Origin of the sequence: Phenylobacterium sp. 58.2.17 (assembly GCF_026411515.1) — a bacterium.
GTDB lineage: Bacteria > Pseudomonadota > Alphaproteobacteria > Caulobacterales > Caulobacteraceae > Phenylobacterium.
The window spans coordinates 1-20,317 of the sequence record NZ_JAPMTQ010000019.1 but is presented as its reverse complement, the minus strand read 5'-3'; the positions used below and the strand labels follow the sequence as shown (position 1 = coordinate 20,317).

General features: G+C 70.9%; 18 protein-coding genes. 12 read left to right on the top strand and 6 right to left on the bottom strand.

Annotated elements, in window-relative coordinates; all coding sequences use genetic code 11:
- Positions 1–15 precede the first annotated feature (15 nt).
- On the bottom strand, positions 16–189 hold the full coding sequence (locus OUA97_RS13390; RefSeq protein ID WP_267232406.1) for a hypothetical protein: 174 nt from the start codon (positions 187–189) through the stop codon (positions 16–18).
- Positions 190–360: 171 nt separating this feature from the next.
- Here OUA97_RS13390 and OUA97_RS13385 point away from each other — a divergent pair, with 171 nt between their 5' ends.
- From OUA97_RS13385 to OUA97_RS13370, 4 genes are all read left to right on the top strand, one after another.
- Positions 361–1,830, top strand: a complete 1,470-nt coding sequence (locus tag OUA97_RS13385; RefSeq protein WP_267232404.1) for an NAD-dependent succinate-semialdehyde dehydrogenase — start codon at positions 361–363, stop codon at positions 1,828–1,830.
- 40 nt (positions 1,831–1,870) lie between these two features.
- A complete protein-coding gene (locus OUA97_RS13380) occupies positions 1,871–2,323 on the top strand; it encodes an NUDIX hydrolase (protein WP_267232403.1) in 453 nt (150 codons plus the stop codon).
- 59 nt (positions 2,324–2,382) lie between these two features.
- Positions 2,383–2,991: a hypothetical protein gene (locus OUA97_RS13375; RefSeq protein WP_267232402.1), complete on the top strand. Its 609-nt coding sequence runs from the start codon at positions 2,383–2,385 to the stop codon at positions 2,989–2,991.
- An 83-nt stretch (positions 2,992–3,074) separates the two neighbouring features.
- Entirely contained in the window at positions 3,075–3,785 is a 711-nt protein-coding gene (locus OUA97_RS13370) for a glutathione S-transferase family protein (RefSeq protein WP_267232401.1), read from the top strand.
- Here OUA97_RS13370 and OUA97_RS13365 read toward each other — a convergent pair.
- Genes OUA97_RS13365 through OUA97_RS13355 form a run of 3 tightly spaced genes read right to left on the bottom strand, consistent with a single transcriptional unit; the run spans position 3,782 to position 6,834 of the window.
- Positions 3,782–5,263 (bottom strand): amidase, encoded by a 1,482-nt coding sequence (locus OUA97_RS13365; RefSeq protein ID WP_267232400.1) that lies wholly within the window; start codon positions 5,261–5,263, stop codon positions 3,782–3,784. The genes OUA97_RS13370 and OUA97_RS13365 overlap by 4 nt on opposite strands.
- A 29-nt stretch (positions 5,264–5,292) precedes the next feature.
- On the bottom strand, positions 5,293–5,958 hold the full coding sequence (locus OUA97_RS13360) for an HAD family hydrolase (protein ID WP_267232399.1): 666 nt from the start codon (positions 5,956–5,958) through the stop codon (positions 5,293–5,295).
- Between the two features lie 3 nt (positions 5,959–5,961).
- A complete protein-coding gene (locus tag OUA97_RS13355) occupies positions 5,962–6,834 on the bottom strand; it encodes a crotonase/enoyl-CoA hydratase family protein (RefSeq protein ID WP_267232398.1) in 873 nt (290 codons plus the stop codon).
- Between the two features lie 96 nt (positions 6,835–6,930).
- On the opposite strand from OUA97_RS13355, the gene OUA97_RS13350 reads away from it, so the two are divergent.
- From OUA97_RS13350 to OUA97_RS13330, 5 genes are all read left to right on the top strand, one after another.
- On the top strand, positions 6,931–7,299 hold the full coding sequence (locus tag OUA97_RS13350) for a hypothetical protein (protein WP_267232397.1): 369 nt from the start codon (positions 6,931–6,933) through the stop codon (positions 7,297–7,299).
- A gap of 130 nt (positions 7,300–7,429) precedes the next feature.
- On the top strand, positions 7,430–8,407 hold the full coding sequence (locus OUA97_RS13345; RefSeq protein WP_267232396.1) for an NAD(P)H-dependent flavin oxidoreductase: 978 nt from the start codon (positions 7,430–7,432) through the stop codon (positions 8,405–8,407).
- 269 nt (positions 8,408–8,676) lie between these two features.
- Entirely contained in the window at positions 8,677–9,102 is a 426-nt protein-coding gene (locus OUA97_RS13340; RefSeq protein WP_267232395.1) for a GNAT family N-acetyltransferase, read from the top strand.
- A gap of 27 nt (positions 9,103–9,129) precedes the next feature.
- Positions 9,130–9,462, top strand: a complete 333-nt coding sequence (locus tag OUA97_RS13335) for a MazG nucleotide pyrophosphohydrolase domain-containing protein (protein ID WP_267232394.1) — start codon at positions 9,130–9,132, stop codon at positions 9,460–9,462.
- Complete coding sequence (locus OUA97_RS13330) at positions 9,459–9,962, top strand: GNAT family N-acetyltransferase (protein WP_267232392.1); 504 nt, start codon at positions 9,459–9,461, stop codon at positions 9,960–9,962. Before OUA97_RS13335 ends, OUA97_RS13330 begins: the two co-directional genes overlap by 4 nt.
- An 8-nt stretch (positions 9,963–9,970) precedes the next feature.
- On the opposite strand, the gene OUA97_RS13325 is transcribed toward OUA97_RS13330, so the two are convergent.
- Complete coding sequence (locus OUA97_RS13325; RefSeq protein ID WP_267232391.1) at positions 9,971–10,999, bottom strand: MBL fold metallo-hydrolase; 1,029 nt, start codon at positions 10,997–10,999, stop codon at positions 9,971–9,973.
- A 190-nt stretch (positions 11,000–11,189) separates the two neighbouring features.
- Between OUA97_RS13325 and OUA97_RS13320 the strand changes: the two genes are divergently transcribed.
- Entirely contained in the window at positions 11,190–12,689 is a 1,500-nt protein-coding gene (locus OUA97_RS13320; RefSeq protein ID WP_267232390.1) for an arylsulfatase, read from the top strand.
- A 44-nt stretch (positions 12,690–12,733) separates the two neighbouring features.
- Here OUA97_RS13320 and OUA97_RS13315 read toward each other — a convergent pair whose 3' ends face one another.
- Positions 12,734–14,164 (bottom strand): DUF1254 domain-containing protein, encoded by a 1,431-nt coding sequence (locus tag OUA97_RS13315; protein WP_267232389.1) that lies wholly within the window; start codon positions 14,162–14,164, stop codon positions 12,734–12,736.
- A gap of 169 nt (positions 14,165–14,333) precedes the next feature.
- Between OUA97_RS13315 and OUA97_RS13310 the strand changes: the two genes are divergently transcribed.
- Together OUA97_RS13310 and OUA97_RS13305 are read left to right on the top strand one after the other, a co-directional pair.
- Positions 14,334–19,370, top strand: a complete 5,037-nt coding sequence (locus OUA97_RS13310) for an alpha-2-macroglobulin family protein (RefSeq protein ID WP_267232388.1) — start codon at positions 14,334–14,336, stop codon at positions 19,368–19,370.
- 107 nt (positions 19,371–19,477) lie between these two features.
- On the top strand, positions 19,478–20,317 hold an 840-nt coding region (locus tag OUA97_RS13305; protein ID WP_267232387.1), incomplete at its 3' end, for a transglycosylase domain-containing protein.

Sequence of the window (20,317 nt, the reverse complement as noted above, 5' to 3'; positions counted from 1 at the left end):
TGAACCGGAAAGGGTCTAGGCGCGGGCCTCCGAGGCCGCCATGCGGATCGCGCTCTCGACCGACGCCTGGGCGTCGGATTGCGACAGGTCGAGGCCCTGGGCGACAGTCTCGCCGTCCTCGTCGAAGATCCGCCAGGCCCAGCCGCATTCGGCGTGGGCCAGGGAATAGGCGAACGGAAGATCCGTCATACGCGCCTCCGCGAAACTCATGCTGCAATGCGGCATGTCTGCTTTATGACGACTCCAAGACCAGCCCGAGTCAAGCTTTCGGGCGGTTGCGGCGCAACACGAAAAGTTTCATCGGAACCCGGGGCCGCCCCTGGAACCTATAGGCGGGCGCAAGCGGCGAAAGGGATTTCCATGCCAGATCAACCGTCTGTGGACGAACGGAAGGCGGGCGCCGCACGCCTGATCCGCCAGGCCGCGCTGGTCGCCGGCGAGTGGATCGCCGCCGAGGGCGCTAATGTCATCGAGGTCGCCAATCCTGCCGATGGGACGCTCATCGGACGGGTCCCAAAGCTGCCGAAAGAGGCGATCGAGCGGGCGATTCGGGCCGCCGACGACGCCTTCCGCCCCTGGGCGGCGCTGAAGGGGTACCAGCGCGGCGCAATCCTTTCCCAATGGGCTCAAAAGGTTAGCGAGCACGAGCAGGCCCTGGCGGCGATCATCTCCCTGGAGAACGGCAAGCCGTTCGCCGAGGCGCTGGGCGAGGTCCGTTACGCAAACTCGTTCGTCACCTGGTTCGGCAATCTGGCCCAAAGCCTGGACGGCAAGGCCATTCAGAGCCCCAACGGGCAGGATTTGATCCTCGCCTTCCAGGAACCGGTCGGTCCGGTGGCGGCGATCACCCCGTGGAACTTCCCGGCCGCGATGATCACCCGCAAGGCGGCGGCCGCGTTCGCCGCCGGCTGCCCGGTGGTGCTGAAGCCCGCCTCGGCGACGCCGTTCACCGCCCTGGCCCTCGCCGCCCTGGCGCTGGAGGCGGGCGTGCCGGCCGGCTGCTTCTCGGTGGTGACCGGGGCGCAGGACGTGGTCGGCGGGGCGCTGACGGCCTCGCCGCTGATCCGCAAGCTGTCGTTCACCGGCTCGACGGGGGTCGGCCGCACGCTGGCGGCGCAGTGCGCCCCGACCCTGAAGCGGCTATCCATGGAGCTGGGCGGGGCCGCCCCGCTGCTGGTGTTCGACGACGCCGACCTGGAGGTCGCGGTCGAGGGGACGGTGGCAGGCAAGTTCCGCGCCGGGGGCCAGACCTGCGTCTGCCCTAACCGCGTCTATGTGCAGGCTGGGATCCGCGAGCGGTTCGTCGACGCCCTGACCCGGAAGGTGAAGACCCTGAAGGTCGGCGATCCGTTCGCCCCGGACACGGTGATCGGGCCGCTGATCGACGCCAAGGGCGTGGCCAAGGTCGAGGATCACATCGCCCGCACGGTGGCGGCGGGCGGGACGGTGCTGACCGGCGGCGCGCGGATCGAGGGCAACTTCTTTCAACCGACCGTGACCTTCGGCGGCGACGACGAACTCTTCTGCCGCGAGGAGACCTTCGGGCCGCTGGTCCCGGTGTTCGAGTTCGAGACCGAGGAGCAGGCGATCGCCCGGGCCAACGCCTCGGAGTTCGGCCTGGCGGCGTTCCTGTTCACCGACGACCTGAACCGGGCGATGCGGGTCGGCCGGGCCATCGAGTCCGGCATCGTCGGGATCAACGCCGGCCTGATCTCCAACGCCGCCAACCCGTTTGGGGGCGTGAAGCAGAGCGGCTATGGCCGCGAGGGCTCGGTCTACGGCATCGCCGACTACATGCAGGTCAAGGCGCTGACCCTGGCGTTGCGGTAGGGGCTGGTCGGCCGCTACTTTTGCGGCGGGGGAACAAGCTATGCGGACGCCCGTGAACGTCCTGGTGTTGCCGTTCCGCGGAACGCCGGAAGCCGGTTTCGAATACGGGGTGTTCCGGCGCGCCGACGGCGAGGCGGCCTGTTGGCAGGCCGTCGCGGGCGGGGTCGAAGCCGGTGAAACGCCGCGGCGGGCGGCCAGGCGCGAGCTCGCCGAGGAGACCGGCCTGACGGGGGCCCGGCGATGGATAAAGCTGGATGCGCACGCCACGGTCCCCGCCCGCGTCTTCCGCGATTGGCCAAGCTGGGGTGCGGGCGTGTACGTCGTGCGCGAACTGGCGTTCGGCGTCGAGGTCGGCGAGGGCGAGACCATCCGCCTGTCGGGCGAACATCTGGCGTTCGAATGGCTGACCTACGCGCCAGCGCGCGAGCGGCTGCAGTGGGACAGCAATCGCACCGCGCTCTGGGAGCTCAACACCCGCCTGACCGAGGGCTGAGCCGCGCCCCTGCAGGCACGGCTGTGGTTCGCAAGGTCAGGCTGTGAGACAGTGAGGCCATGGGCTCCAACTTCCTCAAGGCGGCGGGCGGTGTCGCGGTCATGCTGTGCGTGTTCGTGCTTGGCTCGGTCGGCTACGAGCACGGCCCCTGGAGTTCGGAGATGGCCTCGTGGGTGCAGGGGCTTGGCTCGGTCGCCGCGGTCGGGGTCGCCTGCTGGTTCGGGGTCCTGCCGATGTGGCGCGAAAACCAGATGCGGGCCGAGGGCCGGCTGATCTTCCTAAGCGCGCTGCGCTATGCGGCTCTGGGCGCGGTCAGCGACGTGGCCCGCACGACCATCGCCATCGGCCAGGGCGCCGACGCCGCCAAGGAATTGACGAGGCTGCGCGACCGCAGTCCGGGCGCGGCGCTGGAACGCCTGCTGACCGAGCCGCCGAGCGCCTGGCCCTCGCACGTGCTCTATGTCGACGTCTCCCAGATCTGCGGCTTCATCGACCACATCGCCGCCATGCAGGCGCCGGGGCCCAATGCGACGCCCGCCGAGCGCGCGCACTTCGCCGAGGATCTGGCCAAGCAGAAGAAGATGATCGACGGCAACTACGAGGAGCTGATGGACGTCTCGTCCGACCTTGCGCGCAGGATCGAACGCAGCCTGCCCAGACAAAATTAGGCGCCGGCTGCCCATGGGCCGCAATCCGTGATTTTCTCCGCCGTGGACAAACTGCCCCAAAGAAAATCAGGAAACGCCCCGCGATGATGAAGCTCTATTCAGGCGATCTCAGCCCCTATTCCGCCCGCGTGCGGATGCAGATCTACGCCAAGGGCATCACCGATATCGCCCTTGAGCGGCCCGCCGACTTCGGCCTGCCCGCGTTTCGTCAACGCCTGCCGATCGGCCGCATACCGGTGCTGGATATCGACGGCGACCTGATGCCGGAATCTGAGGTGATCGCCGAGTACATCGAACAGATCTATCCGCAGCCCTCGCTGCTGGGGGCGACCCCGCGCGAGACCGCGCACATCCGCACGCTTGCCCGGATCGGCGACGTCTACCTGATGAACAACATGTTCATGCTCTCGCCCCAGAGCCGCGCGGCCGACCGCGACCAAGGGGTGGTCGACCTGCTGGGCGGCCAGGTGGTGCGCAACGTCAAGGCGCTGGACAGGATGATCGGGACCGACGGCTACGCCTGCAGCGGGCGCCTGACGTTGGCCGACTGCGCGCTGGTCCCGGCGCTGTTCCTGATTGAGAACGTACTGCCCGGCGCCGGCGTCGAGAACCCGGTCCCCAAGGCCGCCAACGTCGCCGCCTGGTGGGATGCGATCCAGCAGAACGAACACGCCGCCAAGACGCTGGCCGAGCTGCACCGCGGGCTAGAGGAGCGCCGCGAGCTGATCCGCTCGGGCGCCTTCGAGAAGATGATGGCCGCGGCTAAGGCGGCCATGGAGAAAGCGGAGAGCTAGGCGGCGGGGCCGCCGTCCCGGCCAAGGCTCGGCCGCCGCCCGGCCCAGGGCGCGGCGGCCTCCAGTTGGGCGGCCAACCGGAAGAGGATCGCCTCGCCGCCCATGGCCGCGACGAACTGGACGCCGACCGGCAGGCCGTCGTCAGTCCAGGCCAGAGGGACGCTCATCGCCGGCTGGCCGGTGAGGTTGAAGATCCGGGTGTTGGGCATGAAGGCCCGGCGGACAGTTCCGGCCGCGCCGGGCGCGGCGCCGCGCAGCACGCCGAGCGGGACGGGCGGCGAGCCGAGCGTCGAGGCGAGCACCACGTCGTAGCGATCCAGCAGCTGGGCCATCGCCCGCCCGTAGGCGTGAACGACCCGCAGCGAGCGCACATAGTCCGAGGCGCTGTACCCCTTGGCGTGCTGGTAGCGGGCGAAGGTCAGCGGCTCGACGTCGGTCTCGGCGATCGGGCGGCCGAGCTGCTCGGCGCGGGCGTCGAGGTCGGCGGCGATATGGCCGGCGAGGACCGCGCCGGACGCGGCGACGGCGCCGTCGAGCCCGGCCGGCAGGGCGATCTCCTCGACCTGGTGACCGAGGCCGGCCAGCAGATTGGCGGTCTGGGCGACGGCGGCGAGGCATTCCGGCGAGAGGGCGCCGGCCTCGAACGCCTCGGTCGTGAAGCCGACCCGCAGTCGACCGGGATCGCGGGCGCACTCCTCCAGGAACGGGCGCTGGCGCGGCGGGGCGCTGTAGGGATCGCCGAGCTCGGGACTGCAGACGGCGTCGAGCAGGGCGGCGGAGTCGCGGACGCTGCGGGTGATCGCGTGCTGGGCGTCGAAGCCGGCCAGCCCATCGCTGGCCGGGGCGAACGAGACCCGGCCGCGCGACGGCTTGAGCCCGAACAGGCCGCAGCAGGAGGCCGGGATGCGGATCGAACCGCCGGCGTCGCTGGCGTGGGCGGCGGGCACGATGCCGGCGGCCACGGCGGCGGCCGAGCCGCCCGAGGAGCCGCCGGCCGTGCGCTCGATATCCCAGGGATTGCGGGTGGGGCCGTGCAGGTCGGGCTCGGTCGTCGCGTCGAGGCCGAGTTCCGGCAGGTTGGTCTTGCCGAAGATCACCAGGCCGGCGCGGCGATAGGCGCTGACGATCGGCGCGTCGGCGACGGCGACCTCGTGCTGGTACAGCCGCGATCCGGCCGAGGTCGGCCAGCCGCCGACATGGGCGGCGTAGTCCTTGACCAGGAACGGCACGCCGGCAAGCGGGCCGTCACGGGCCTGCCCGGCCTCGGCCCGGGCGGCGGCGAGGTCGGTGTAGATCACCGCGTTGATCGCGGGATTGACCGCCTCCAGGCGCCCGACGGCGGCCTCCAGCACCTCGGCGGCGCTGACCTCGCGCCGCGCGATCAACCCGGCCAGGCCGACGGCGTCATGTTCCAGATAGTCCGACTGCTTCACCTCGACCTCTCCAGCGTTGCGCGGACGCCTCGTGAACGCGGTCACGCCGCGACAGCCAAGCTTGATTCAGCAGTTCAACGTGTCCGCGCGGCCAGGGCCAGAGCCGCGGCGGCGAGGTCGTGCGGGGCGGCGACCAGGGCGTCGGCGCCGGCGGCTTCCAGCTCTTCGCGGCTCCCGTAGCCCCAGAGCACGCCGAGGGCGCGGACGCCGTTGGCCTGGGCGCCGGCGATGTCTTGGCGGCGGTCGCCGACCATCACGCAGGCGTCCGGTTCCAGGTCGTGGCGGGCGAGGATGTGGGCGATCAGCTCCGGCTTATGGTCGAGCGCGCCGCCGGGCTCGGAGCCGTGGACGGCGGCGAAGCGCGGGGCCAGGCCGGTGTGGCCGAGGATCTGCTCGGCGAAGACGCGGCGCTTGGAGGTCGCCAGGATCAGCCGCGCGCCGGCCGCCTGCATCGCGTCGAGCGCCTCGGGAACGCCCGGATACGGGGCGCTGGCCAGCAGCCCGCGCGCGCCATAGTCGGCGCGGTAGGCGGCCACGCCTTCGGCGACCCGGTCATCGCCGTACCGCGCCAGCATCGCCTGCATCATCTCCTCGATCGGCGGTCCGATCATCGCAGCGATGTCGAGCGCCGGATCGGGCGGATGGCCGAGCGCGGCGAGCGCCGCACGGCCGCTGGCCTCGATGCCCGGCAGCGAATCGACCAGGGCGCCGTCGAGGTCGAGGAGGATGGTCGGAGGCATGACCTATTCCCAGGGATAGAAGGGCGGCATCTGCGAGGCGCGGCCGGTGAACTGCGGCGCGCGCTTTTCCAGGAAGGCGGCGACGCCTTCCTTGCCGTCGCCGATGCTGGCGTAGAACATCGCCAGGGAGTCGATGCGGTGGGCCTCCAGCGGATGCGGCTGGGCGGCGTTGCGCAGCAGCATCTGGCGGGCCAGGGCGACGGCGACGGGTGAGCGGCCGGCGATGAACTTGCGGGCCAGGGCCTGGGCGTCGGCGACCAGGGTCTCCGGCGCATGGACCGAGCGGGCGAGACCGCCGCGCAGCGCCTCGGCGGCGTCGAAGATCTCGGCCGAGAGCACCCATTCCAGCGCCTGCTGGGGGCCGACCAGGCGCGGCAGGAACCAGCTGGAGCAGGCCTCCGGCACGATGCCGAGCTTGCCGAACACGAAGCCGATGCGGGCCTTTTCGGACACCATGCGGATGTCCATGGCCAGGGTCATGGTCGCGCCGATGCCGACCGCCGCGCCGTTGATGGCGGCGATGACCGGCTTCTTGCAGTTGAAGATCGCCAGGGTGACGCGCCCGCCGGTGTCGCGCACGCCGTCAACGATGGCCGGGTCGTCCAGGCGGTCGTGCAGGTCGGCCAGGGTCGGGGTCTGGCTCTCGTCGAGGCCGAAGACATTGCCGGGCGCCGACAGGTCCATGCCCGCGCAGAAGGCGCGGCCGGCGCCGGTGACGACGATCGCGCCGACCGCGTCGTCCTCGCTGGCGCGCTCGAAGGCGTCGATCAGCTCGTGCGCCATCTCGACCGTGAAGGCGTTCATCTGCTCGGGGCGGTTGAGGGTGAGGGTGAGGACGCGGTCTTCGACCTCCCAGAGCAGGGTGTTGTAGGCCATGTCGATCTCTCCCTCAGTGTTCTGCGGTGGGGAGTGAGCACAGGCGCGGGGCGCCGTCCAGCAGACAGGGACGCGAACGCCGCTTAGGGTCGCGCCATGCTTCAGGATCCTGGTCCGCTCTGGCTGGCGAAGGCGCGGCGCGCGGCGCTGTCGCTCACGGCGCAGACGCGGCGGGCGCGGGGCGCACGGCATTCGGTCTATGTGGTGCTGCTGCACGACGAGCGCCGGGCCGACCCGTGGGGGCTCTATGTCGGCCAGACCTCGCGCGATCCGGACCTGCGCTTCGACCAGCACAAGACCGGCTACAAGGCCAGTGGGCCGGTGCGGCGGTTCGGGGTGCGGCTGCTGCCCGACCTCGTCGCCCACCTGAACCCGCTGGGCCGCTGGGAGGCGCTGGACCTGGAGGCGGGGCTGGCCGACGCCTTCCGCCACGCCGGCGTGCCCTGGGTCGAGGGCGGGCACTAGGGGCTCCCCCGCTCACCCCGGCGTAGGCCGGCTCGTCGCGATCCGGCGTTGCGCGCCTCTGAGCGATAGGCGATGCAGGAGGCCGCACAGCGCGCATCATGACGCGCACGACCAACAGGGGAACGCCACCATGAAGACGCGCATCACCGAACTGCTCGGCATCCAGCACCCGATCGTCCAGGGCGGCATGCACTTCGTCGGCTTCGCCGAAATGGCGGCGGCGGTGTCGAACGCCGGGGGCCTGGGCATCATCACCGGCCTGACCCAGGGCACGCCGGAGAAGCTGAAGGCCGAGATCGAGCGCTGCCGGGCGATGACCGACAAGCCGTTCGGGGTGAACCTGACCTTCCTGCCGGCGGTGACGCCGCCCGACTATCCGGGCTTCGTGAAGGTGATCATCGAGAGCGGGATCAAGGTCGTCGAGACCGCCGGCAACAACCCGGCCAAGTGGCTGCCGATGCTGAAGGAAGCCGGCATCGTGGTGATCCACAAGTGCACCTCGGTGCGCCATGCGCTGAAGGCCGAGGCGATCGGCTGCGACGCGGTCAGCGTCGACGGCTTCGAGTGCGGCGGCCACCCGGGCGAGGACGACGTGCCGAACTTCATCCTGCTGCCGCGGGCCGGCGAGGAGCTGAAGGTGCCGTTCCTGGCCTCGGGCGGGATGGCGGACGGCCGCAGCCTCGTCGCGGCCCTGGCCATGGGCGCGGACGGCATGAACATGGGCACCCGCTTCATCGCCACCAAGGAAGCCCCGGTCCACCAGAACGTGAAGGACGCCCTGGTGGCGGCCAGCGAACTGGACACCCGCCTGATCATGCGCCCGCTGCGCAACACCGAGCGGGTGCTGGTCAACGCCGGGGTCGAACGGCTGCTGGAGAAGGAAAAGGAGCTGGGCGACAAGGTCACCTTCGCCGACATCGCCGCCGAGGTGGCGGGCGTCTATCCGCGCATCCTGCGCGACGGCGACATGGACGCCGGCGGCTGGTCGTGCGGCATGGTCGCGGGCCTGATCCACGACGTGCCGAGCGTGCAGGAGCTGATCGAGCGCACCATGGCCGAGGCCGAGCAGATCATCCGCGGCCGGCTGGTCGGTCTTCTGGACGCGTAGACTCTAGATCCCCTCACCCGGCTTCGCCGGGAGCTCCCCCAGCCGGGGGAGCATCTGGGGGGGATTTAGATGCTCCCCCTCTGGGGGAGCTGGCGGCCCGCGCGAGGCGCTAAGCTCGGCCATTCCTCGACGGCGGAGACCTGAAGCATGACCCCGCCCGCGATCATCCTGCTCAATGGGACCACGAGTTCGGGACGGCACGGCCCCAGCGCGTTCGAGCGGCAGCGCGCGGGCTTGGCCTGAAGGGCCAGGCCGGCTACCTGGGCGCGATGATCAGACGCGCCGTCCCCGCCGACGCCCCAGCCCTGCTCGCGCTCTGGCGGGCGGCGGTCGAGGCGACCCATCACTTCCTGACGCCTGGCGACATCGACGCCATCGAGGCGGAGGTGCGCGGCTACCTGGCCAGCGACGCCGAGCTATGGACCGCCGAACGGGATGGGCGGCCCGCGGGGTTCATGGGCCTGGACGGCGACGAGATCGTCAGCCTGTTCGTCGACCCGGCCGTGCATCGCGGCGGGGTCGGACGGGCGCTGATGACCCACGCGCAGGCCCACGGGGCGACCTGGCTCGGCGTGAACGAGCAGAACCCCGGGGCGGTCGCCTTCTATGAACGGCTGGGCTTCGTGGTGACGGACCGCGCCGAGCGCGACAGCGCGGGGCGGCCTTTCCCGATCCTGACCATGCGGCGAAGCTAGGCTAGTCTGGCCCCACGGGAGGGGCCGATGACCAGCTTCAATGCGATGGCGGAGCGCGCGTGGCGCGTCCGCGAGCTCTACGGCGAGGCCGAGGCCCGGCGCTATGGGCGGGCCTGGACGCGCGAGGAGGTGGCGCTGGGCTTCGTCGGCGACGTCGGCGACCTGATGAAGCTGGTGCAGGCGGCCGAGGGCGTGCGCGCGATCCCGGACGCGCAGGGCAAGCTGGCGCACGAGCTGGCCGACTGCCTGTGGAGCGTGATGACCCTGGCGCGGATGTACGAGGTCGATCTGGAAGCGGCGTTCGAGACGACGATGGACGAGCTGGAAGCCGGGCTGTCCGCGCGGGCGGGCCAGTCGTGAGCCTGGCGATCGTCAGGGCAGGTCCGCAGGACGGCGTGCTGCTGCAGAACCTCTTCCAGCTCTACACCCACGACTTCTCGGAGTTCTGGGCCGGGAGCGCGCGCGGCGAGCTGGGCGCCGATGGTCGGTTCACGGACTATCCGCTGGAGCCGTTCTTCGGACGGCCGAACTGGTCAGCCTGGCTGCTGACCGCAGGCGGGGCGCCGGCGGGCTTCGCGCTGATCAACGACGCGGCCCATTCGGGCCTGCCGGCGCGGCGGTCGATGGCCGAGTTCTTCGTGGTGCGCAAACATCGCGGACAGGGCGCCGGACGGGCGGCGGCCCAGGCGCTGATCGCCGCCGAACCCGGGAGCTGGGAGATCGCCGTGGCGCGGGCCAACACCGGGGCGCTGGCCTTCTGGCGCAAGGTCGCGGCCGCCTGCGCGGCCGGGCCGGTCGAGGAACTGGACATCGCCGGGCCCGACTGGAACGGGCCGGTGCTGCGGTTCGAGGCGGCTTAGCCCCCCGTTCAGACCTCCAACTCGTAGCCGGCCTCGCGCCAGGCCTTGAGGCCGCCATCGAGGGCGACGGCGCGGGTGAAGCCGAGTTCGCGCAGGGTGGCCGCCGCCAGGGTCGAGATCTTGCCGAATTCGCAGCAGGCGAGGATGCGGACGGTCGGGTCGGGCAGCTCGGCGTTGACCCGCAGTTCGAGCTGGCCGCGCGGCAGGTGGCGGGCGCCGGGGATGTGGCCGGCGTCGAAGGCGTCCTTCTCGCGCAGGTCCAGCACGACCAGGTCGCGGCTGTTGCCGCCCAGGCGGCCGTGGAGCTCGGCCAGCGACATGAACGGCACTTTCGCCGAGGCCTCGGCCAGCAGTTGGGCGACGGTCTTGCCGCCGCTCATATTGGTGCGCAGCGCCTCGGTCAGGTGGGTCGGGGCCGAGAGGTCGAGGCTCTGCATCATCTCGACGAACTCGGCGCGGTCGGCCTTCGCCAGGCGGGGATTGGAGTCGATCTCGTCGCCGATGGTCGAGTGGGTGCGGCCCTTGTAGTCGTGGGCCGGGAAAACCAGGGTCTCGCGCGGCAGCTTCAGCAGCTTGTCGAACAGGCTCTCATAGAGGGCGTGGGGATCGCCGGTCGGCAGGTCGGTGCGGCCCGTGCCGCCGATCAGCAGGGTGTCGCCGGTGAACACCCGGTCGGCCATCACCAGACACATGGAATCGCAGGTGTGGCCGGGGGTGTGCAGGGCCTGGATCCGCAGCTCGCCGACGATCAGCATGTCGCCGTCGTCGAGCCGCAGGTCGGCATAGGGCGCGGGGCTGAGGCGATGCATCACCACCGGCGCCGGCAACAGCTTCTGCAGCTCGTGGCTGGCCGAGAAGTGGTCGGCGTGGGTGTGGGTGTCGATCACGTAGCGGATGTGCAGGCCAAGCTGGCCGGCGAGGCCGACATAGCGGTCGATCTGGCTGAATTCGGGGTCGATCAGCGCCGCCGCGCGGGTCGCCTCGCAGCCGACGAGATAGGATTGGCACCCGCCCGTGGCGACTTGCTCGAAGATCATTGGGCGACCCTTGTTACGCGGCCACACAGTCGCGCCGGGCCGCGCCCAGTGCAAGGGCCGCTGCGGCCAAGACTAGGGGATCTACCCCCCGCCTGCGCCATAACCCGCCCGATGGCGGCAGGCGGCCGCTGCGCCCAGGCTCCGCCCAACATCGGCGCGGACCGCGCCGGCAACCGCAGCGGAGGACGCCATGCCGAAGGGCAAACCCAATATCCTGTTCATCATGGGCGACGACATCGGCTGGTACAATGTCAGCGCCTACAACCTTGGAACCATGGGCTATCGCACGCCCAACATCGACCGCATCGCCCAGGAAGGCGCGCTGTTCACCGACTGGTACGCGCAGCAGAGCTGCACAGCCGGGCGCGCCGCCTTCCTGACCGGCCAGTCGCCGATCCGCACCGGCCTGACCAAGGTCGGGCTGCCGGGCGCGGCGCTCGGCCTGACGGCCGAAGACCCCTGCATCGCCCAAGTCCTGAAGGCCCAGGGCTACGCCACCGGCCAGTTCGGCAAGAACCACCTGGGCGACCGCGACGAACACCTGCCGACCATGCACGGGTTCGACGAGTTCTTCGGCAATCTCTACCACCTGAACGCCGAGGAGGAGCCGGAGAACGAGGACTATCCGAAGGACCCGGAGTTCCGGAAGAAGTTCGGCCCGCGCGGCGTGCTGAAGTGCAAGGCCGACGGCAAGGGCGGCCAGACCATCGAGAACACCGGGCCGATGGACACCAAGCGGATGGAGACGGTGGACGAGGAGTTCCTCGGCGCCGCCAAGGACTTCATCCAGCGCAAGAACAAGGAGGGCGGCCCCTGGTTCTGCTACTTCAACTCGACCCGCATGCACATCTTCACCCACCTGAAGGCGGAGTCGAAGGGTAAGACCGGCCTGGGCACCTATCCTGACGGGATGGTCGAGCACGACGGCCATGTCGGCGAGTTGCTGGCCCTGGTCGACGAACTGGGCGTCGGCGACGACACCATCATCGTCTACACCACCGACAACGGCGCCGAGTGCTTCACCTGGCCGGACGGCGGCACCACGCCGTTCAAGGGCGAGAAGGCGACCAACTGGGAAGGCGGCTTTCGCGTGCCTTGCGCCATCCGCTGGCCCGGGACGATCAAGCCCGGCAGCGTGATCAACGAGATCTGCGCGCACGAAGACTTCCTGGCCACCTTCGCCGCGGCGGCGGGCGACGCCGATGTCGTCGAGCGTCTCAAGAAGGGCGGCAAGGTCGGCGACAAGACCTTCAAGGTGCACCTGGACGGCAACAACCTGATCCCCGCCTTCAAGGGCGAGGCCAAGGAATGGCCGCGGCAGGGCTTCGCCTACTGGAGCGACGACGGCGACCTGATGGCGGTGCGCGTCAAGCACTGGAAGATCGCGTTCATGACCCAGAACACGGAGATCGGCCCGCACACGCCGCTGGGCGTCTGGCAGGGTGCGTTCACCAGCCTGCGGGCGCCGATGATGTACAACATCCGCTCCGACCCTTTCGAGCGGGGCCCTGAAAGCATCAACTACGCCGACTTCGTCGCCCGACGCATGTTCCTCATGGTGCCGGCGCAGGCGATCGTCGCCAAGTTGCTGGAGACCTTCAAGGAGTTCCCGCCGCGCGCCAAGGCGGCGAGCTTCACGGTCAGCGACGCGATGGAGAAGATCGCCACCGCCAGCCCGAACCAGAACTGACCCACGGCGGCCGGCGCGCGCGCTGCGCGCCGGCCTGACGCCGCCTAGACCTTCTCGATGTCGCCCGGCTTCCAGCTCTTATCGAAGAACGGCTCCAGCGGCCCGTAGAAGCGGAACAGGGTGAACCAGCCCTTGCCCGGAACGGTCTGGATCCAGTTCCCTTCCCTGCCGACCGGCGACTTGGGTCCGAACCAGATGTCGATCGACCCGTCCGGATTGGGCTGCGGCCCGGTGTAGGTGCTGACCGATGGGAAGGCCTGGTCGCTGCGCAGGATCGAGCGGCTGTCGGCGTCGTAGGCGACCACCGACCAGAAGTTCTTGACCGGCAGGTCGGCGGGCACGTGCAGGCGGTAGTTGCGGGCGCCGTCCAGATAGTCGCCGTCCGCGTCGCGCGGGGTCCAGAGATATTGCGAGCCGAGGCCGACATGCTTGTCGACCATGGCCGGCGACATGCCGATGGCGATGTAGGCGAAGCTGGCCCGGCGGTCGGTGTTGACGTAGCCCTGGCTGTCCCAGGCCGCGCTGCCCCCAAGGAAGGCCCATTCCCACGTTCGGTCCGGATAGACCAGGCGCGCCTCGTCCTGGCTGTCGAAGCTGTTGGCGCGGGCGATGGCGCCGCCCATGCGCGCGGCCTCGTCCAGCAAGGCGCGGCGGGCCGGATCGGGCTGGAAGGGCCTGCCCTTTTCGATGCCGATGGCGGCGAGCTGGAAGCGCTCGTGGCTGGGGATCACGTCCTGCGGCTCGCGCGCGATCATCCAGGCCAGGTCATCGAAGAACGAGCCGTCGTCCGAGAACAGCGTGTCGACCTGGCGGCGCGAACCGTTGAACACCGTGAGGGCCGGCGGCGAAGCGGCCTGGGACAGCGGATAGACTTTCGTGCCGCGGATCAGTTCAGCCGCCTTGTCCGGCTTGCCGTCGACCTGGAAACCGCGCACGCCGAAGACGAGGCCGTAGGTCCGTGACTTGGCGGCGATGTAGCCCGCCGGCGCGGGCCCATCATGATCGGGCGGCAGGAGCAGCAGCTTGCCGCCTTGCCCCTTGTCGGCGCCCGTCGGGCCGATGCCGAGGGTCTCGGTCTGCCAGAGATCGCTGACCCCGCCGAGCAAACCGGGCGGCGCTTCGATCACCACCGGCCCGTCGCGCTTCAGGTCGATGGCGACCAGGCCGTAGACGGTCTCGGTGTTGCCGGTGAGCAGCAGGGTCTCGCCGTCCATCAGCTGTTCCCAGAGCACCAGCTGGTTGGGGGCGCCGGTTCCGGCCTGAGCGACGCCCTTCCAGACGTGGAGCCAGGAGACGCCGTGCATCTGCACCAGGAACGCCTCGACGGCGCGGTTGAAGACCAGGCGTTCGCGCAGGCGGGCGGCGGCCTCGGCGGTCGGGTAGCCGTTCTTGAACGGGAACTCGCCTTCCCGCGTCTTCAGGGTTTCGCTGCCGAGCCAGTGGTGGGCGGCGGCGGGATTGAGATCGTCGGCCATGGGCGCGCTCCTCGGGGGACTGGGAGGAGGAGCCTAGGCGCCGGCGTCGGCGGGGAAATCAGGCGAAATCCCGAGGACGCGCCTGGGGAACGTTACCTACCCGTGATTGACGCGGCCGAGCCTTTCGCGTCCCATCGCTGCGACATTCTGTCCAGCTTGAGAGAGACCGATGGCGAGCGATCAGACGCCGGCGACGCCGACTCCGAAGGGTTGGCTGGCCAAGCTTCGCGCCAGCAAGATGCCCGGCCTGATGGCCGCCGGCCTGGTGATCGCGGCGTTCGGCGGCGGGGTGCTGTCGGCCAAGGGCGTCGACTGGCTGGCCAAGCCCGCGGCCGAGAGCGCCGCCGCGCCCGGCGCGCAGGGCTGGTCGCTGTTCGGCAAGCCGCGCGACGCCAAGGCCGCGCGGCGGGGGATTCCCAAGCCCGAAGGCTTTGCGGTCTGGCGCCACCGGATCGACACCTCGGCCAACCAGCCGGCGGCCTGCATCGAGCTGACCCGGGCGTTGGACCCGGCCAAGTCCTATGCCGACTACGTGCTGATCTCGCCCGACCTGGGCGGGACGCCGGCCGTGACGGTCAAGGGATCGGAGCTGTGCATCGGCGGGACAGGCTTCGCCGACCGCCGGGTGACCTTGCTGAAGGGCCTGCCGGCCAAGACCGGCGAGACCCTGGCGGCCAACGCCGACGTCGATTTTACCTTTGGTGAACGCCCGCCCTTCGTCGGGTTCGCCGGCGAGGGCGTGATCCTGCCGCGCGAGGATTCCGACGGGGTCGGGATCGAGACGGTCAATGTCAGCCGCCTGTCGGTCGAGGTCTGGCGGGTCGTCGACCGCAACCTGGTGCGCAAGTCGATCAGCGCCCCTGACCCCACCGCCGAGGGCGAGTGGCCGGGCGACTACGGCTCCGACAGCCCCGACGACGAGGGCCGGGTGGTCTGGAAGGGCGAGCTGCCGGTCGCCACGCAAGGCGCCGGCGAGCGGGTGACGACGGTGTTCCCGCTGGGCGCGGTGCTGAAGGAGATGAAGCCCGGCGCCTATGTGATCAAGGTGCGGGACGCCTCGGGCGGGCGCTCGATCAAGAGCGACGGCGGCGAGGACGATTACGACCCCAACCCGCCGGCCCAAGCGCGGCGCTGGGTGGTGTTCACCGACATGGCGCTGTCGGCCTATGACGGCTCCGAGGCGCTGGACGTGGTGGTCCGCTCGCTGAAGACCGCCAAGATCATGCCGAACGTGCGCGTGACCCTGGTCGCCCGCAACGGCGAGGACCTGGCCGTCGCCCAGAGCGACGCGCAGGGCCGGGTGCGGTTCGACCGCCCGTTGCTGGACGGCGAAGGCGCGGCCGACGCCAAGATGGTGATGGCCTATGGCGCGCAGGGCGACCTGGCGGTGCTGGACCTCGACCGCGCGCCAGTGGACCTGTCCAAGCAGGGGATCGGCGGGCGCACCGAGGACAGCGGCGTTTCGGGCCGCACCACGCAGAGTGCGATCGACGGCTATCTCTATGCCGACCGCGGCATCTATCGGCCCGGCGAGACGGTGCACCTGAACGCCCTGCTGCGCGACCGCGAGGCCAAGGCGGTGAAGGACCGCAAGGGCGCGATCGTGGTCCGCCGCCCCTCGGGCGTGGAATACAAGCGCTACCCGTTCGACAAGGCGCCGCTGGGCGCCGTGCCGGTCGACATCGCCCTGCCCAAGAGCGCGCCGCGCGGGCGGTGGCTGGCCCGACTGGAGATCGACGGGCTGGACAAGCCGGCCGGCGAGCTGTCGTTCCAGGTCGAGGACTTCGCGCCGCAGCGGCTGGCGGTCACCGCCGTCGGCCAGGAGGCCGTGCCGCTGAAGGCCGGCGAGACCCGCAACATCGACGTCACCGCCCGCTTCCTCTACGGCGCGTCGGGCGCGGGGCTGCAGACCCAGGGCGAGGCGCGGCTGCGGGTCGATCCCAACCCGTTCCCGGCTTTCGAGGGCTATCAGTGGGGCGACCAGCGCGAGCCGTTCGCCGAGAAGTTCCTGGAGATCGGCCAGACCGTCACCGACGGCGAGGGCCGCGCGGTGCTGGCGCTGTCCTCGGAAGAAGCCGGCGACACGCCCCAGCCGCTGACCGCCAGCTTCACCGCCAGCGTGTTCGAGCCGGGCGGGCGCCCGGTGCGCGAGGGCCTGGACCTGAAGGTGCGGACCAAGGCCGTCTATCTGGGCGCCAAGATCGACCAGGGCGACTCCAGCGGCTCGGGCGACCCGACCATGCTGATCGACCTGATCGCGGTGAACGCGGCCGGCCAGCGGATCGCCGCGCCGGGCACGACCTACACCCTGATCTCGGAGAACTGGGACTACGACTGGTTCCAGCAGGACGGCCGCTGGCAGTGGCGGCGGACCAGCCGCGACGTGGTCGTGGCGCGGGCCAATGTGAACCTCGCCGCCGGCCAGCCGACCCGGATCAGCCGGCGGCTGGGCTGGGGCGACTACCGGCTGGAGATGACCGGACCGGGCGGCGCCAAGAGCGTCATCCGCTTCGCCTCCGGCTGGGGCGCGCCGGCCAAGGACGTCGAGGCCCCCGACTTCGTGCGGGTCAGCGCCGGGGCCAAGCCCTACGCGCAGGGCGACACCGTCGAGATCACCCTGAAGCCGCCCTATGCCGGCGAGGCGCAGATCGCGGTCGCCACCGACCGGCTGATCGACCTGAAGACCGTGACCGTCGGCAAGGACGGGGCGACGGTGAAGCTGAAAACCAGCGCCGCCTGGGGCGGCGGGGCCTATGTGCTGGTCAGCGTGGTGCAGCCGCGCGATCCGGTCGCCTCGCCCAAGCCGCGGCGGGCGTTGGGCCTGGTCTATGTGCCGCTGGATCCGAAGGACCGGAAGCTCTCCGTCGAGCTGAACACCCCGGCCAAGATCGACTCCAAGGCGCTGGTCGAGGTCCCGATCACCATCAAGGGCGCCGGATTCGGCGGCCGCGCGCGGGTCACCCTGGCGGCGGTCGACGAGGGCATCCTGCAGCTGACCAAGTTCCAGAGCCCCGATCCGGTGAAGTGGTACTTCGGCAAGCGGGCGCTGACGCTGAACTATCGCGATGACTACGGGCGGCTGCTGGACCCGAACCTGGGGGCGCCGGCCAACGTCAACTTCGGCGCCGACGGCATCGGCGGCGAGGGGCTGAGCGTGACGCCGATCAAGACCGTGGCCCTGTGGTCGGGCGTGGTCGAGACCGGCCTCGACGGCAAGGCGGTGATCAAGCTGCCGGCCGCCCAGTTCAACGGCGAGCTGCGGCTGATGGCGGTGGCCTGGACCGACACCGCGGTCGGCTCGGCCAGCAAGCCGCTGACCGTGCGCGAGGCGGTGGTCGCCGACCTCGCCCTGCCCCGCTTCCTGGCGCCGGGCGACAAGGCGTTCGCGACGCTGGAGCTGCACAACATCGAGGGCAAGGTCGGCGCCTATGTCGCCGAGCTGACCAGCGGCGGCGGGGTGCTGGCGCCGTTCAAGAAGGCGTTCCAGCTGGCGCTCGGCCAACGCGTGGCCGAGAAGATCCCGTTCAGCGCCCCGGGCCGGGCCGGGATCGGCCAGGTCGGCTTCAAGGTCTCCGGCCCCGGTTTCTCCACCGCCAAGGATTATCCGATCCAGACGCGGCTGGGCTGGAGCCCGATCACCCGGACGACCTACGAGCTGCAGCAGCCGGGGACGGCGTTCACGCCGGCTTCGAGCCTGCTGGCCGGGCTGGCGGCCGGGGACGTCACCCTGCACGTCAGCTACTCGCCGTTCCGCGGCTTCGACCCGGCCCCGATCGCCAACGCGCTGTCGCGCTATCCCTATGGCTGCACCGAGCAGACGGTGTCGGCCGCCTATCCGCTGATCTATGCGGCGGAGGTCGCCAGCGATCCGAAGCTGAAGCGCTCGTCGGTCGCCCTGGCCGGGGCGGTCGGGCGGCTGCTGGACCGCCAGACCCTGGACGGGGCCTTCGGGCTCTGGCGGGTCGGCGACGGCGAGGCCGACCCCTGGCTGGGCGCCTATGTCACCGACTTCCTGCTCGAAGCGCAGAAGGCCGGGACGCCGGTGCCGCAGGAGGCTGTCGACCGGGCGCTGAGCGCCATGCGCCAGGTCTCGCGGCCGGAAGGCTGGGCCTCGGTGTCCTACCGGATGGAGTATCCGAACTGGTGGGCCGGCGGGTCGGACGCCTCCAAGAAGGCGACCGAGCGGATGCGCAGCCGGGCTTCGGCCTATGCGCTCTACGTGCTGGCCAAGGGCGGGCGCGGCGACCTGGCGCGGCTGCGCTGGTGGCACGACGTGCAGATGAAGACCGAGGCCTCGCCGCTGGCCAAGGCCCAGGTCGGCGCGGGACTGGCGATGATGGGCGACAAGGCCCGGGCCCGCTCGGCCTTCCGCCAGGCGATCGCCGCGCTTGGCTATCGCGACGAGGCCGACTGGTACCAGAGCCCGCTGCGCGACATCGCCGCGGTGACGGCGCTGGCCTACGAGGCCGGCGAGACCGACCTGGCGCGCGGGCTGCAGAAGCGGCTGGAGAACGCGGTCAAGGATCCGGACAGCCTCAACACCCAGGAGCAGGCTCGCCTGCTGCAAGCCGCGCACTGGATGCTGAAGGCGGCCGGGGCGATCCGCATCGACGCTGAGGGCGCCCAGCCGCTGACGGCGGTCGGCGGCGCCCCGCGCTGGGCGGTCGGCAAGCTGGCCGAGGCCCGCTTCGTCAACGCCGGCAAGGGCGCGCTGTGGCGGACGGTGACGGTGACCGGCACGCCCGTCGCCCCGCCGCCCGCCGAAGACAACGGCATCAGCCTGTCCAAGCGGCTGGTCGGGTTCACCGGCGGGGCGGTCGATCCCTCGGCCCTGACCCAGGGCGAGCGGGTGATCGTGGTGGTCTCGGGCCGCTCGGGCCAGAGCCGGTCGATGTCGCTGGTGGTGGACGACCCGCTGCCGGCCGGCTTCGAGATCGAGACCGTGCTGGGACCGGACGATGCGCAGAGCGGGCCGTTCAAGTTCCTCGGCGAGCTCTCCAGCGCCGACGTCCAGGAGGCCCGCGACGACCGCTATGTCGCGGCCATGGACCTGGCCGGCAAGGGCGACTTCACCTTCGCCTATGTGGCGCGGGCGGTGACGCCGGGCGACTTCCTGCTGCCGGGGGCGCAGGCCAAGGACATGTACCGTCCGAGCCTGAACGCACGTACCGGCGCCAGCCGCACGGTGATCGCGCCCGGGCCATGAGGAGGAAAGGTGATCCTTCTCCCCTTGCGGGAGAAGGTGGCGGGCGAAGCCCGTCGGATGAGGGGTTGCTAGGCCTGACCGCGGCATGGCGAGGGCGGTTTGCGCGGATGGGGGAGCATGCCCCCTCATCCGACCCCGCTGCGCGGGGCCACCTTCTCCCGCGAGGGGAGAAGGAAAAGATCCGCGCCATCACCCTCGGCCTGATCGCGCTGCTGGGCGTCGAGGTCGCGGTGTTCGCGGCCGATGCGGCGCTGGCGCCCGATATGGGGCGGGCGCAGCGGTCTTCGCCGGTGGCGCTGGACCGCCGCGGGGCCTGGCTGCGGGCGCTGCCGGTGGAGGACGGGCGCTGGCGCATTCGGGCCGACCTGGCGCGGACGGACCCGACATTCCAGAAGCGGCTGGTGGCCATCGAGGACGCGCGGTTCTGGATCCATCCGGGGGTCGATCCGCTGGCGGTGGCGCGGGCGGCGGGCTCGGCGCTGGCGACCGGGCGGGTCAGCTCCGGGGCCTCGACGCTCTCCATGCAGACCGCCCGGCTGCTGGAGCCGCGGCCACGGACCCTGCCCGCCAAGCTGATCGAGATGGTCCGCGCGGTTCAGATCGAGGCGCGGCTGTCCAAGCGCGAGATCCTGGCGCTGTACCTGACGCTGGCCCCCTATGGCGGCAATCTGGAGGGGGTGCGGGCCGCCAGCCTCTCCTACTTCGGCCACGAGCCCGAGACCCTGACCGACGGCGAGCAGGCGCTGCTGATCGCGCTGCCGCAGTCGCCGGAAGCGCGGCGGCCGGACAGGCGCCCCGAGGCGGCGCGGGCGGCGCGGCGGGCGGTGCTGGACAAGATGATCCGCGCGCGGCTGCTGAGCGAGACCGCCGCGGCCGAGGCCGAGGGCGAGCCCCTGCCCGGCCGCAGCCCGTTCCCGGCCCTGGCCTGGCACGTCGCCGGCGAGCTG

Excerpts from the sequence above, each read along its gene's own strand:
- OUA97_RS13340 (WP_267232395.1), top strand. The coding sequence starts at position 8,677 with ATGATCAGACGCGCCGTCCCCGCCGACGCCCCAGCCCTGCTCGCGCTC.
- OUA97_RS13315 (WP_267232389.1), bottom strand. The coding sequence starts at position 14,164 with ATGGCCGACGATCTCAATCCCGCCGCCGCCCACCACTGGCTCGGCAGC.
- OUA97_RS13355 (WP_267232398.1), bottom strand. The coding sequence starts at position 6,834 with ATGGCCTACAACACCCTGCTCTGGGAGGTCGAAGACCGCGTCCTCACC.
- OUA97_RS13325 (WP_267232391.1), bottom strand. The coding sequence starts at position 10,999 with ATGATCTTCGAGCAAGTCGCCACGGGCGGGTGCCAATCCTATCTCGTC.
- OUA97_RS13335 (WP_267232394.1), top strand. The coding sequence starts at position 9,130 with ATGACCAGCTTCAATGCGATGGCGGAGCGCGCGTGGCGCGTCCGCGAG.
- OUA97_RS13360 (WP_267232399.1), bottom strand. The coding sequence starts at position 5,958 with ATGCCTCCGACCATCCTCCTCGACCTCGACGGCGCCCTGGTCGATTCG.
- OUA97_RS13370 (WP_267232401.1), top strand. The coding sequence starts at position 3,075 with ATGATGAAGCTCTATTCAGGCGATCTCAGCCCCTATTCCGCCCGCGTG.
- OUA97_RS13390 (WP_267232406.1), bottom strand. The coding sequence starts at position 189 with ATGACGGATCTTCCGTTCGCCTATTCCCTGGCCCACGCCGAATGCGGC.
- OUA97_RS13320 (WP_267232390.1), top strand. The coding sequence starts at position 11,190 with ATGCCGAAGGGCAAACCCAATATCCTGTTCATCATGGGCGACGACATC.
- OUA97_RS13385 (WP_267232404.1), top strand. The coding sequence starts at position 361 with ATGCCAGATCAACCGTCTGTGGACGAACGGAAGGCGGGCGCCGCACGC.
- OUA97_RS13375 (WP_267232402.1), top strand. The coding sequence starts at position 2,383 with ATGGGCTCCAACTTCCTCAAGGCGGCGGGCGGTGTCGCGGTCATGCTG.
- OUA97_RS13345 (WP_267232396.1), top strand. The coding sequence starts at position 7,430 with ATGAAGACGCGCATCACCGAACTGCTCGGCATCCAGCACCCGATCGTC.
- OUA97_RS13310 (WP_267232388.1), top strand. The coding sequence starts at position 14,334 with ATGGCGAGCGATCAGACGCCGGCGACGCCGACTCCGAAGGGTTGGCTG.
- OUA97_RS13380 (WP_267232403.1), top strand. The coding sequence starts at position 1,871 with ATGCGGACGCCCGTGAACGTCCTGGTGTTGCCGTTCCGCGGAACGCCG.
- OUA97_RS13350 (WP_267232397.1), top strand. The coding sequence starts at position 6,931 with ATGCTTCAGGATCCTGGTCCGCTCTGGCTGGCGAAGGCGCGGCGCGCG.